Source organism: Ruminococcus sp. AF17-1AC, assembly GCF_003461385.1.
GTDB classification, from domain to species: Bacteria; Bacillota; Clostridia; order Oscillospirales; family Ruminococcaceae; genus Hominimerdicola; species Hominimerdicola aceti.
The window spans coordinates 1-13,003 of the sequence record NZ_QTWZ01000029.1; the positions used below are offsets into that span (position 1 = coordinate 1).

The 13,003-nt window shown below is 41.2% G+C and carries 9 protein-coding genes and 1 pseudogene; 1 reads left to right on the top strand and 9 read right to left on the bottom strand.

Annotated elements, in window-relative coordinates; all coding sequences use genetic code 11:
* Positions 1-25: 25 nt before the first annotated feature.
* A complete protein-coding gene (locus tag DWW81_RS12505; RefSeq protein WP_242989641.1) occupies positions 26-1,099 on the bottom strand; it encodes a sugar-binding domain-containing protein in 1,074 nt (357 codons plus the stop codon).
* A 45-nt stretch (positions 1,100-1,144) separates the two neighbouring features.
* Positions 1,145-1,438 (bottom strand): annotated as a pseudogene (locus tag DWW81_RS12510) (MFS transporter); the annotation flags it as partial.
* Positions 1,439-1,466: 28 nt separating this feature from the next.
* On the opposite strand from DWW81_RS12510, the gene DWW81_RS12515 reads away from it, so the two are divergent.
* Positions 1,467-2,288, top strand: coding sequence for an AraC family transcriptional regulator (locus DWW81_RS12515; protein WP_243004747.1), 822 nt, complete (start codon positions 1,467-1,469; stop codon positions 2,286-2,288).
* Between the two features lie 72 nt (positions 2,289-2,360).
* On the opposite strand, the gene DWW81_RS13725 is transcribed toward DWW81_RS12515, so the two are convergent.
* The 7 genes from DWW81_RS13725 to recJ all read right to left on the bottom strand — a co-directional run bounded on the left by DWW81_RS13725 (position 2,361) and on the right by recJ (position 12,853).
* Positions 2,361-2,489 (bottom strand): hypothetical protein, encoded by a 129-nt coding sequence (locus DWW81_RS13725; protein WP_278308116.1) that lies wholly within the window; start codon positions 2,487-2,489, stop codon positions 2,361-2,363.
* Positions 2,490-2,567: 78 nt separating this feature from the next.
* Entirely contained in the window at positions 2,568-4,499 is a 1,932-nt protein-coding gene (locus tag DWW81_RS12520) for an ATP-binding protein (protein WP_242989642.1), read from the bottom strand.
* Between the two features lie 471 nt (positions 4,500-4,970).
* Entirely contained in the window at positions 4,971-6,326 is a 1,356-nt protein-coding gene (gene rlmD, locus DWW81_RS12530) for a 23S rRNA (uracil(1939)-C(5))-methyltransferase RlmD (protein WP_117898105.1), read from the bottom strand.
* Complete coding sequence (gene hemZ, locus DWW81_RS12535) at positions 6,310-7,767, bottom strand: coproporphyrinogen dehydrogenase HemZ (protein ID WP_117898106.1); 1,458 nt, start codon at positions 7,765-7,767, stop codon at positions 6,310-6,312. Before hemZ ends, rlmD begins: the two co-directional genes overlap by 17 nt.
* Positions 7,764-8,408: an MBL fold metallo-hydrolase gene (locus DWW81_RS12540; protein ID WP_038673231.1), complete on the bottom strand. Its 645-nt coding sequence runs from the start codon at positions 8,406-8,408 to the stop codon at positions 7,764-7,766. The genes hemZ and DWW81_RS12540 overlap by 4 nt, the downstream gene beginning before the upstream one ends.
* Positions 8,409-8,421: 13 nt before the next feature.
* On the bottom strand, positions 8,422-10,842 hold the full coding sequence (locus DWW81_RS12545; RefSeq protein ID WP_243004748.1) for a bifunctional (p)ppGpp synthetase/guanosine-3',5'-bis(diphosphate) 3'-pyrophosphohydrolase: 2,421 nt from the start codon (positions 10,840-10,842) through the stop codon (positions 8,422-8,424).
* On the bottom strand, positions 10,814-12,853 hold the full coding sequence (recJ, locus tag DWW81_RS12550) for a single-stranded-DNA-specific exonuclease RecJ (RefSeq protein WP_117898107.1): 2,040 nt from the start codon (positions 12,851-12,853) through the stop codon (positions 10,814-10,816). The genes DWW81_RS12545 and recJ overlap by 29 nt, the downstream gene beginning before the upstream one ends.
* Between the last annotated feature and the right edge of the window lie 150 nt (positions 12,854-13,003).

Sequence of the window (13,003 nt, forward strand, 5' to 3'; positions counted from 1 at the left end):
ATAATTCTTGTTCGAATAAAATGTGTCAAGTGATATTGACAAAACCAAACAGCATATCTTCCTTTGTGATTGCTCTGCCTGTTTTCGCATCAAATTCGTGTCGATTGATGCCCTTGAAAATGATACGTTTTCCGTTTAAACACATGATTCCGTTTTTCAGTTCAAATCGGCGGAATCCGACTTTGGTTCTGCTGACCTCGATTTCATTTCCGCTTTCGTCTGTCAGAATCACTGTAAACGTGTAGAGATTCGGTATTTCGGCACTCCAAGGCTTGCTATTTTCAATTGTCCAGTTTACGGATCCCTTTTCATTGGATTCTGCGATGACCGTTCCATTTTCATCTGTCAAGATTGATCTCACAGAACACTTGCCCACAATATCCAACGTTGCAGAGAAGATACCGTTTGTACCGTCATAATCTGCAATCACTCTCATATCACGAACATGGGCAGACGGTGCCGCATAAAGGAATACGTCACGGAAAATGCCGGAGAATCTCCAGAAATCCTGATCTTCCAGCCAGCTTGCAGAACTTCTTTTGAACACTGCAACAGCAAGTTTGTTGTCCTTTTCACGTATATATGGTGTCAGTTCAAATTCAGACGGTGTAAAAGAATCTTCGCTGTAGCCGATAAATTCGCCGTTCAGCCAGACATACATAGCAGTTTCCACACCCTGAAAAGAAATGAATACACGCTTGTTTTTCAGAGCATCGTTCAAGTCAAAATATCTGACGTAGTTGCCGACAGGGTTGTCCTTTTCAGAGATAAACGGCGGACGGAGATGCTCCTGTCCCTCCCAAGGATAAATGGTGTTGACATACTGCGGTTTGCCGTATCCCTGCAATTCCATGTGTCCCGGAACCTGAATGTTGTCAAAATTGTCAGTGCTGTCGCTTCCTTCATAGAACTTTTGCTTCCATTCAGACGGATTCTTTGCCCACGCAAATTTCCAGGTGCCGTTCAGATTCTGAATCAGAGAGGAATTGTCTGCATCGGCTTCCAAATGGTTTGCATAGATTCTGTGGTCGGAATATGCTGCGATTCTGTTGACTGCAAACACTTCCGGATCGGTCAGCCAGTCGAGTGTATATTTCATATTGTTTCCTCCATTTTAGTTCTGTGATTCCATCACAACTTCATTTTCGGATATTCCAAGTTTTTCTTTGGTTTCTTCTGTTTTTGTTTCACTGTCTGCAAGTTCCTCATCAGAAAGTTCCTTTACAGAAAGAGCGGAAATTGTATTTACAATAAGACCGATAACCGCATAAATAATTGCGACTGTTCTCCAGCCATTTGCACCACCGCCCATTGCTTCAACAAATTGGAATGTAACAGCCTGAATCAGTAGGCTTGTTCCAAATGCGAAGATAAAGCGATAAGAACCCATCTGAACTCTTTCCTTGCTGTTCTTTGTAACAAGAGCGGTCAGAGTTGCTTATTTGAACAACTCTACATCTACTGTAGTGGATAATACGAAACCTTTGATTGTAACAAGCTGTGGAAATTATCGTGTGAAAAATCGTTCTGAAGTAGTAACACATCGTCCGAAGGGAAGAAAAGATTATCAGCTTTTATATATTGCCTCCGGAAAAGGACATTTTTTCATTCACGGAGAAGAAAAAACGGTTTCAGCCGGAAATATTATTATATATTTGCCGGATCAACCACAGGAATATGTTTATTATCGTGCAGATCAAACCGATGTTTATTGGGTGCATTTTACTGGAAATGAAGTAGAAGAAATTTTAAAGTATTACAATATCAACCTGCAAAATAATATTCTCTATATTGGAACATCTCCCGATTATCAGTGGTTATTTGGTCAGATGATTCAGGAATTGCAGCTTTGCAGACCACGGTATGATGAATTGATTTCTTTGCAGCTGCGAAATATTTTTGTTTTGATAAGCCGTGCAATCATGAGTGCAAAGAAATTCAGCAGTACCAGTGAAAAAGAAGTTGCTTTTGCGATGCACTATTTTCGTAAGAATTACGACACAGAAATCAGCACTGAGGAGTACTCCGAATCCAGAGAACTTAGCGACTGTTGGTTTATTCAGTGCTTTAAAGAAATCACAGGATCCAGTCCGCTGCAATATATCTTAAAGCTGCGAATCTCCAACGCACAAAATTTGTTAGAAAATACGGACTACACCATTACTGAAATTGCAAATATGGTTGGATACACCAATTCGCTTTATTTCAACAGACTGTTTCATAAATACATTGGTATGTCACCAAAAGAATATCGAAAAGTAAAACTCAAAGAAAATCTCAGGGAGTAAACAACAAAACTCGTTTGGCTAAAACTAAACCAAACGAGTTTTGTTGTTTTTTTGATAAGAAATAAGGAATGGCTACATTACCAAACACGTCTGAATTGCAATCTCCTCAGCCTGCAGCTCGAAGAGATTTTCAAGCTGCCAAACCTTAGCGGTGTCGGCATTTTTCATCGCAAATGCATATTCAGGATCAGTAGCACGCATTTTGTTCCAGATCTTCCATAATCAGCAGAGAATATTTTGAAAAGGTACAGGAAAATCAGAATTAACTTCTTTGTTTTCCTAATCGTGTTTAATGTATTTAGTGATAGTATCGATCAATTCCTCCATGTTAATCGGCTTGGAAATATGGTCATTCATGCCTGAATCCAGGGATTCCTGAATATCATCTATAAAAGCATTTGCAGACAAAGCTATAATTGGAATCGTAACTGCATCGGACCGCTCTATACCCAAGGCTCGAATGGCTTTTGCTGCTTGATGTCCATCCATGTTTGGCATCATAATATCCATCAAAATAAGATCGTATGTGCCTCGTGGATGATTTTTAAACAAATCCACAACTTCCTTTCCGTCTGATGCGCGTGTTACGGCTATACCAGTATCTTCCAGCATCATCGTAGCAAGTTCAGCATTTAGATCATTATCCTCAGCCATAAGAACATGAATACCCGTCAAATCTCTATGTAGATGTTGTTTTTGTTCTGATTGAATAACCTGTTCTGACAACTCCAGTGGGATCTCCACTGTGAATGTAGAACCTACACCTTTTTTGCTCTCAACAGCAATCGAACCGCCCATCATATCCACATATTTTTTTGTGATGGCCATACCAAGACCGGTTCCCTTATATTGAGTTCTGGCATTAGCATCATCTTCTTGTGAAAACGGATCGAATAATTTTTTCTGGAACTCTTCGCTCATGCCAATACCGTTATCTCGAACAACATAACGAGTCATGATATGTTTCTCATCCGCTCCTGGGTAACTGCTGATATCCAAAGTAATCTTTCCGCCGTCCTTTGTGAATTTCACAGCATTGCCAAGAAGATTCACCAAAACTTCCCGGATACGCGCAACATCCGCAAGGACATATGGGTTCTTTGGGATTTCTCGATGTACTTCAAACTTAAGATCTCGGTTATAAAGAAGTCCATTCATAATCGCCTGGACGTTATCTGTTAATTGAGTAATGTCCACTGGCTCAGGCGAAATAGTAACTTTTCCACTTTCAATGCGAGTAAAATCCAGAACGTCATTCAACAAAGAGAGAAGATGATTCGAACTTTTTTGAACTTTCTCCAAGCTATCATGAATATCTGAAACCGTGTTCTGGTGAAGCGCAATGTTTGTAAATCCAATAATGGCATTCATCGGCGTTCTGATGTCATGGCTAATACTAAGCAAAAACGCAGATTTTGCTTTGTTGGCAGCATCTGCTTCCTCAGCGGCGGTCATTAATAATTGTTTTTGTTTTTGCTCTTCTGCCTTGCTTTTCTGGTAAACATAATAGGTATATAGACAAATCAAAAGCAATACAGCTCCTGCGACTAAACCGCAGATGATGGAAATATGATTCGTCTCTTCAACCATTCCATAAGCTGATTGCATATCCATTTCAATGCAAAATGCGCCAATGATTTCTCCAGTCCCATCATGATTTGCTCTTACAGGATAGCAAGCCGTAAAAATCGGACCCCATGTTGTATCAATGATATCCTGAGAGTACACATTCTCCCCAGAAATAGCCCTATCAATATACGGAACCATTTCTTCCTCAATATAATCTCCAGGGTGTCTTACATCATCCGCATCCGAATCCAAACCGTCTACCACATAAACGAGTTTTCCTTCTTCATTTTTTGTAGCGGTGTAAATATATCGAGTAGAATTCAGTGTTCTGATTTCATTGAAATATGAAGAAATATCCTTATATAATTGCTTCTTTTCATCAGATTGATCTTTGATTTGATCAAAATCTTCTTTGCCGATTCTTCCATCCACTAGTTTGTGTACTGCATCTGCACTTGCTGTGTCACGTGTGATTTCTGTTTCAAGGGCGGTCTTAGTGTAAGAACTTTGCAGAATAAATGTGTACGACGCTATTACAAAAATCGTCAAAAGCCCCGCAATCACAAAGATACTGCCTGTATTCTTCAGCCTAAGGAGTTTTTTCAAATTAATTCCTTCTTTTATTTTCTTCATGCTGCTCATTCACATCCTCTAAATCCCAATTTATCGCTCATACCTAACCTCTATAATTTCACCAACAAAAACAATATGTGGTTGCCAGCCTCCATTGAAATCTGGATAGACTTTTGGCATGGAAGCATAATACTCCTGAACTTCAGTTGTAATATCCTCTTTGGAAAATTGATGCTAATACATTTTTTGCGAGGAAATGTTAATTCTGCCTCTTTATAGGTTACTCCCTGACCGATTTCAATAGGAGTCAGTCTTGCTAGATTGGCTGTCACCATTTTCCATTTTCCAAAAATCATCCAAAAATGCCTGACATCTAATCCACTGTCTCAAATTGTGACATCTAATCCGAGGTTACAAGCTGACACATTTTTTTGCAGTAGATATGTTTCAATACAAGAAAACCGAGCTTTCCGCAAGGCGTCTCTAATGATACCAACCTTACAAAAAGCCCGGAAATACGCCACTTTTCAGCACTTGATTTTATTTTCTTGACAGCAAACAGACCGTCTCAACATGCCCCGTCCTACCAAACAGATCCACGCCCTTGACCTTGACCGTCTTATACCCCAACTCTTCCAGCACAGCACAGTCCCTAGCAGCAGTAGCGTGATTGCAAGATATCATAACTATCCTGTCAGGGGACATTTTTGCCATGTACTCCAGTGCGTCCCTAGTGCAGCCCTTTCTTGCAGGGTCAGCTATTATCACATCTGGTCGTTCGCCACGGCTGTAAAGTATCTCTGCTATCTTTCCTGCGTCACCACATATAAATTCCGCATTTGTGACATTGTTTGCTGCGGCATTTCGTTTTGCATTGTCTATTGCAGACTCTATTATCTCAACACCTATGAGCTTTTTCACCTTTTTGCTCATTGACAAACCAATCGTTCCTGCACCGCAGTAAAGATCAAGAAGAGTTTCCTTTCCTGTCAGCTGAGCATAATCTGCGGCAATTTCATAAAGCCGCTCCGCCTGAATTGTATTTACCTGATAAAATGACAGCGGTGATATCTCTATATCATTTCCACACATGGTATCGTGTATCGTGTCGCTTCCATACGCAGTAACAAGCTTCTGTCCGAGTATACAGTTGGTCTTTCGGCTATTCTCATTGAAAACTATACTCTTTATATCAGCATATTTTTTGCAAAGCTCACCCACAAGCACATCAAATACTCCACGCTTTTTAAGGTCGGTAATAACAAGACAGACCATTATCTCACCTGAGTGTTCGCCACGCCTGAGATAAATATGCCTGAGCAGACCGCTTCCCTTTTCCTCGTTGTATGCCTTTATCTTACGCTCGTTCACATATGCCATTATTTCATCGGCTATTGCCTTGAATACGGCAGGCTGTAATGCACAATCGGTGTGATCGCATACATGATGAGAACGCCTTGAATAGAATCCGCAAACTGCCCTGCCGTCCTGCTCTGCTACAGGGTACTGCGCCTTGTTGCGATAGCCGACAAGCTGTTTACAACCCTCAAAGCTGTCATATTCAGGATAAAGTTTACCAATACGCTCAAATGAATCCTTTATGAACTGCTCTTTTACACGGCATTCTTCCTCATAGCTCATATGACGAAAACAACAACCACCACACCTTGAATAAACAGGGCAATCGTTCTTCGTTCTTTCAAACGAACCACTTACAATATTTTCGATAATGCCATAGCAATACGTTTTGCATACCTTGACTATCCTGCATTCGATAACGTCGCCAATAACAGTAAAAGGCACGAAAACAGCAATGCCCTCGTGCTTTCCTACTCCGTTGCCCTCATTTGTCATACCGCTTATTTCAAGCCTGATAATCTCATTTTTCTTTAGCATAAAATTCCTCTATCTCGTTTTTTCGCTTCAACATAAGTTCAAAATGCTTATTGTATTCCAGCGGAAATTTGTAATTGAACACACGCTCCAAACGTCCGCCCTCTTTGTCAACAAGCTTGGTCGAGCCGCCAGCACCCATTGCAAGTATGGTCTGAACTTCTTCCATTATATAGATATTATACAAACTCTCGTGACCATGCTTTGTCCAGCCTATATTTTCAAGATTTTCAAGCATATTCTTCTGTCTATAGAGATAATAAGGCAGATAGCCGCTTTCAAGAAGTCTTTTTGTGGCATACTCTACCATTTTATCGGCTGGATTTTTCAGCACTTCCCTGTCACCGCTGTGGTTGAGCCTTGCCGCACGCTTTATGGAAAGTGTGTGTACAGTGATATTCTCAGGAGCAAGCTCGATAAGCTTATCAATGGTATTCTCAAAGCTCTCCACTGTGTCAGTTGGCAGACCTGCGATTATATCAGTATTTATAGAGTCAAAACCAACTTTTCTTGCAAGGTCAAAGCTATCAAAAAACTGAGCAGTTGTGTGCTTTCTGCCAATAGCCTCAAGAACGCTGTCATTCAAAGTCTGTGGATTTATAGATACTCTGCCACAGCCGTTTGTTTTAAGCACATTCAGTTTTTCTTCAGTTATGGTGTCAGGTCTTCCCGCTTCAACAGTGTATTCACGGACAGTTGACATATCAAAGCTGTTTGCAATGACTTTCATAACTCTGTCAAGCTGAGCAGCAGTGAGCGTGGTAGGAGTGCCGCCGCCAAAATATACGGTGTCAAGCTTTAAACCAAGCTTTTCCGTTATCTTCGCAGTATAAACTATCTCCTCACACAGCTTGTTCACATACTCAGGGATAAGCTTCATACAGCCCTCGATAGATTGCGAAACGAAAGAACAGTAGGAGCATCTTGTGGGACAAAACGGCACTGACACATAAAGACTAAAGCTGTCCTTTTCAAGCTCATCGAGGACAGGCTTTTGGGTTATAGCAGTTTTGTATGCAATATTGCACTTTTCTTCGCTGCAAAGATATCTGCTCTCCATGGCTTTAAATATCTCCGCCTTGTTCATGCCCTCACTGAGCATATCATTCACACGCTTCACAGGTCTTATTCCCGTTATAACGCCCCATTTCGGCACAATGCCTGTTATCTCGCTCATTGCCTTAAAAAGAAGTCTTGACAGCGAAAGTTCCATGTCGCTTTCAAAATGCACAAACTCCTCTTTTTCGCAAGTCTTGCCGTCATATCTCACCTTAACGCTCAAACAAACATTGTCAGCGTTATCCTTTTTCTGAGCGAACACATAATCGTCCTCTGTATCTATGCTGTCAGAAAAAACGTGGGTAAAGAGCGTTGCAGGGATAAAAAGCTTCATTACTCCCTCAAGCTCATATTTATAATCGTTGCCGCTGAATATCAGAGTCATTTCAAAGCCTCCGCAGCCTGCCTGAGATATGGGTTATATTTTCTCTCAGCGTCAAGTGTCGTGACATTCATGTGACCTGGGTAAACAGTGAGATTTCCACCAAGGTCAGCTATTTTCATAAGCGACTTCATAAGGGCTGTGCTGCTTCCATCAGGCATATCAGTTCTGCCAACACTTCTTGAAAATAGGGTATCTCCCGAAAACATATTCATGCCGCATATGAAACAGACAGAACCGCTTGTATGTCCCGGCGTTTCCAACACGTCAAATTCAAGCTCGTCAAGCTTTAGTATATCGTCCTCTGTAAACACATTGACCTTGCCTGTGTAATTTCTGTGTCCTCTTATTCTGAAAAGATTAGCAAGCATTCCTGCGTCATCTGTAAGCTTAGGCTTATCCATAATGTGGATATACACCTCGCAACCTGTCCTGTCTACAAGGTCAGCCACAGCACCGATATGGTCAAAATGACCGTGGGTAAGAAAGATCTTTTTAAGCGTAAGACCGTGACTCTCTATCTCACCGAGAATATAATCAGGGTCGGCAGGTGCATCGATAAGAACGCAGTTATTTTCTTCGCTTGCAACAATATAACTGTTCGTTTCACAAACACTCAATGGTTTAAGCCTATATATTTTCATTATCTGTCCTTTCTTATTTACCGCTTCTTTCAACAGAAATAACGTTCTTTATTTTCTGAAGCTTGTTTATAACATTGTTGAGCTGTTCCATTCCCGCAATGCTGACAGTTACGGAAAGCATTGCATTGCCGTTTTTCAGTTCCCTTGAGGTTGACTCATAGATAAAAATATTGATCATTGCAAGCGCTGACGAAACGTCTGCCAGCAGACCTATTCTGTCAACTGCAACGATATCCAAAGTACACTTGAAATAGCCCGTATGCTTTTCAGAACTTTCCCACTTAACATTTATCCAACGTGCGGCATTTTCAGGATCATCTTTCTGCGAAAGATAGTTCACGCAATCCTTTTTATGCACGGATATGCCGTGACCTCTCGTGATAAAGCCGACTATTTCGTCACCTGGAAGCGGATTACAGCACTGTGCAAACTTGATAGCGCAGTTGTCGATGCCGTCAACGATAACACCGGTGGAATTTTTGGAAGTCTTTATCTTATTTTCAAGGTCAGAAGTATCAGGCTGAGCCTTTTCACCGTATTTCTTATTATACTCAGATTTCAGCCTCTGCATCACCTTTGAAAGCTGAACACCACCGTAACCTATGGCTGCAAAGAAATCATCAAGAGTATCACAACTGTGTCTGTGCATATCCATTTTGAGAAAGACCTCAAGTTCTTCCTCAGGCACTCTTATATTATTTCTGCGAAACTCTCTTTCAAGAGCATTTCTGCCCTCAAAGATATTTTCCTCTCGTCTTTCCTTTTTGAACCATGAACGTATCTTGGATTTGGCTTCATTAGTCTTGCAGATATTAAGCCATGAACGGCTTGGACCATGACCTTCAACGTTGGTAGTAAGTATCTCGATTATCTCGCCAGTTTTTATCTGATAATCATAAGACACCATTTTCTTGTCTACCTTTGCGCCGCACATCTTATGACCCACTTGTGTGTGGATAGCATAAGCAAAGTCGATAACAGTTGAGCCAACAGGCAGTGTTATCATATCTCCCTTTGGAGTGAAAGCAAAGACGTCCTCAGGGGCAAGGTCATTTTTGATAGCCCTTACTATTTCCTCAACGTCGTTTGACTCCTGCTGTGACTCGATTATCTGTCTTATCCATGCAAGGCGCTGATCATCCTTTGAGCTACCCCTTACGCCCTCTTTATATTTCCAGTGAGCTGCGATACCATATTCAGCCGTTCTGTGCATTTCCCATGTTCTTATCTGAACCTCGAAAGGTATCCCCTCTCTGCCGATAACAGTCGTGTGAAGAGATTGATACATATTAGCCTTAGGCGTGGAAATATAATCCTTAAATCTGTTTGGGATAGGTCTGAACATATCGTGGATTATGCCAAGTACGTTATAGCACTCGGTAACTGTATTGACGATAATTCTTACGGCATAGCGATCATATATCTGGTCTATCTCCTTGCCGTCACGATATACCTTTTTGTAGATACCATAATTGCTCTTAACGCGTCCCTCGATAAGGGGAACAGGGTCAAAATCCTTTTCAAGCCTGTCATGTATCTTGTGCTTGATGTTTTCAACAAGCTGTTCACGGCTTCCCTTTCTGAGCTGCATTTGCTCGTCTATCTCGGCATAAGCATAAGGATCAAGATAGTAAAAAGCAAGATCTTCAAACTCGTCTTTAATTGAGCGTATTCCAAGGCGGTGAGCTATCGGTGCATAGATGTTCATTGTTTCATGGGCGATAGTTCTGCGTTTTGAATCTTTGCAATAATTAAGAGTACGCATATTGTGAAGTCTATCTGCAAGCTTTATGATAATAACACGAATATCCTCACTCATTGCAAGGAGTATTTTTCTGATATTCTCGGCTTTCTGCTCGTCTTTGGTGAAAGTTTCCACCTTTTTCAGCTTTGTAACGCCATTTACAAGCATTGCAACGTCTGAACCAAAATTCTTCTGTAATTCTTCAAGAGTGCATGGAGTATCCTCCACAACGTCATGAAGAAGTGCTGCACAAATAGTATCAGTATCCATGCCAAGTTCCAAAAGAATATATGCAACAGACAGCGGGTGGGTTATATACGGCTCGCCAGACTCTCTTTTCTGATTATGATGATACTTTTCAGCAAGTTCATAGGCGGAAACGATTTTTGACAGATCGTACTGCCTCTCGCCATCAAGTATTTTCTGAATAAGTGCATCAATGGAACACACCGACCTATCGCCTATATGCTCAGGCTTTGAAGCTTCAGGCACAGCGTCGGTATAGTCAGGAGAAGCCGTAGGAGCAGGCATTTCTTCAAACTGCTCTTTAACCTCGGATTCGGCAGGAAGATCTTCTTCACTGACAGTTTTTATTTCTGGTATATTTTCCATCTTATCCATTTCAGCAGGATCAAGCAAAATATTCTCTTTATCTGACATTTTAGTTACCTGCCTTTCCAAGCATTTCATTCAGCTTAACAAGAGTTTCAGAGTCCTCAAGATTTACCTTTTGTTTCGGCACAACATAGCTTATTTTCATAGTTGCGGGTCTGAACTCGATAAGACCTTTATCACGGAAAATATCAACGCAAATATGCAGTTTGCAATAATTCATGCTGTCGCCTGATATTTTCATGAAAAGATTATCCAACGTAATATTCTTAACTGCACTTATGTATTTATATACGCCGATAAGCTCCTGCCTTGTCGGAATTATTTTTCTTATAAAACTTGCAGGAAGCTGTTCCCCGCGCATGAGCTTTTCATAACAATCCTTTGCCGCAAAATATCTTTCCTGCTTTACTCCACTCAATCTATGGTCGATAACTCTTATGGATATGGACTCACGGTTATTGAACACATTTATTCCAAGCTCCACGAGCATATCAAGCTTATCGCCAACTGCGAAACAAGCTTTTTCAGGTGCAAGGGAGAAAATAAGAGCCTGTCCTCTATAGCTTCCGTATGAAAACTCGATCTTTGTATGCTTGCCCTGTGACAGCGGTATTATCTTATCTACTCTTACTCCAAGCATTGCAAAAACAGGAGCTGGATTCTCTGCACCAAAAGGCTCCATTGCTGCAAGACCCTTTACATTATCAAGGTTGATATCCTGCGGCATAAGAAGCTTATCCGCTATAAGCTCAACGCTAGGGAATTTCTCCATAGGATCGCTGTATTCATACACCATTTGAGTGAACTTTTCAATGTTCTCAGCCTTCAGCGACAGACCTCCTGCACACTCATGTCCACCAAATTTATCAAGCAGCTCTCCGCAATGCTGAAAACACTTGAATATATTGAAGCCCTTTACGCTTCTCGCAGAGCCTCGTGCGTTTCCATCATCATCAATTGAGATTATAACATTCGGCTTTCCGTAAAATTCCAAAATGCGTGAAGAAACAATGCCAATAACTCCGTGGTGCCAGCCCTTGCCTGAAAGCACAAGCACTCTATGGTCAAGAGTTTCAGGGTGAGCGTTTATATGATTTACTATTTCTGTCATTATCTCTGTTTCCGTCTGCTTGCGCTGGGCGTTAAGATTTAAAAGAGTGTCAACATAATTTTCAGCGTCCTCCGGGTCTTCGCTGAGAAGTGTTTTTACCGCTGTAAGTGGTGAGCCAAATCTGCCCGAAGCGTTTATAACAGGGGCAATCCTAAAAGCAATGCCTGTTGAGTCAAGAGCATTTCTATCAAGCTTTGCTTTATCTATAAGATAGTTTAATCCCAATATTTCGGTGTTTGCAAGATATTCAAGACCACGCTTGACAATAGTTCTGTTTTCCCCTGTGAGTGGCACAACGTCCGCAACTGTACCGATAGCACAAATGTCGGCATACTGTTCCATAACAGTGTCGTAACTGCCGCCGTCAAGTGCAGCACAAAGCTTGAAAGCTACACCAACGCCTGCAAGGTCTTTGTATGACGAGGGACAATCTGCACGATGCGGATTAACGATAGCCCTTGCCCTCGGAAGCTTCTCAGGCGGCTGGTGGTGATCTGTGATAACAAGTTCCATATCAAGCTCAGCAATACGCTCAGCTTCCTCAACCGCGGAAATGCCGTTATCCACAGTTACGATAAGCTTAACACCCTTTTCTGCAAGCATTTCAATAGCTTCCATGTTCATGCCATATCCAGCCTCACGCTCAGGAATATAGTACATAATGTTTGCGCCCATGCTTTCAAGATAGTTGTAAAGTATAGTGGTGGACGTAACTCCATCGCAGTCATAGTCACCGTAAATACAAATAAGGTCATACTGATCAACCGCCTTGTTTATCACCTCGGCGGCTATAGCCATATCCTTTATAAGAAAAGGATCACTAAGTTCTTCTCCTTTAAAAAAATCAGCAAGGCTGTCAAAGTCAGCGAAACCCCTTGAAGTCATGACGTCTAGGGTAAGGCTTTTCAAGTCACACTTGTTCATAAACTCTGCAGTTTTCACAGGGTCAGGTCTGTTTATTCTCCATTTTTTCATATAGAAATAGTCCTTTACGCAAATTTACATTCATTATTCATTATACCACATAAACAGCCTTTTTTCAAGTAGCATCAAGAAAAAGTGTGAAATTTTAGTGTAGTGCTACAATAGATATTGGACAAAATTAAGAAAAAAGAAAAGAGAGAT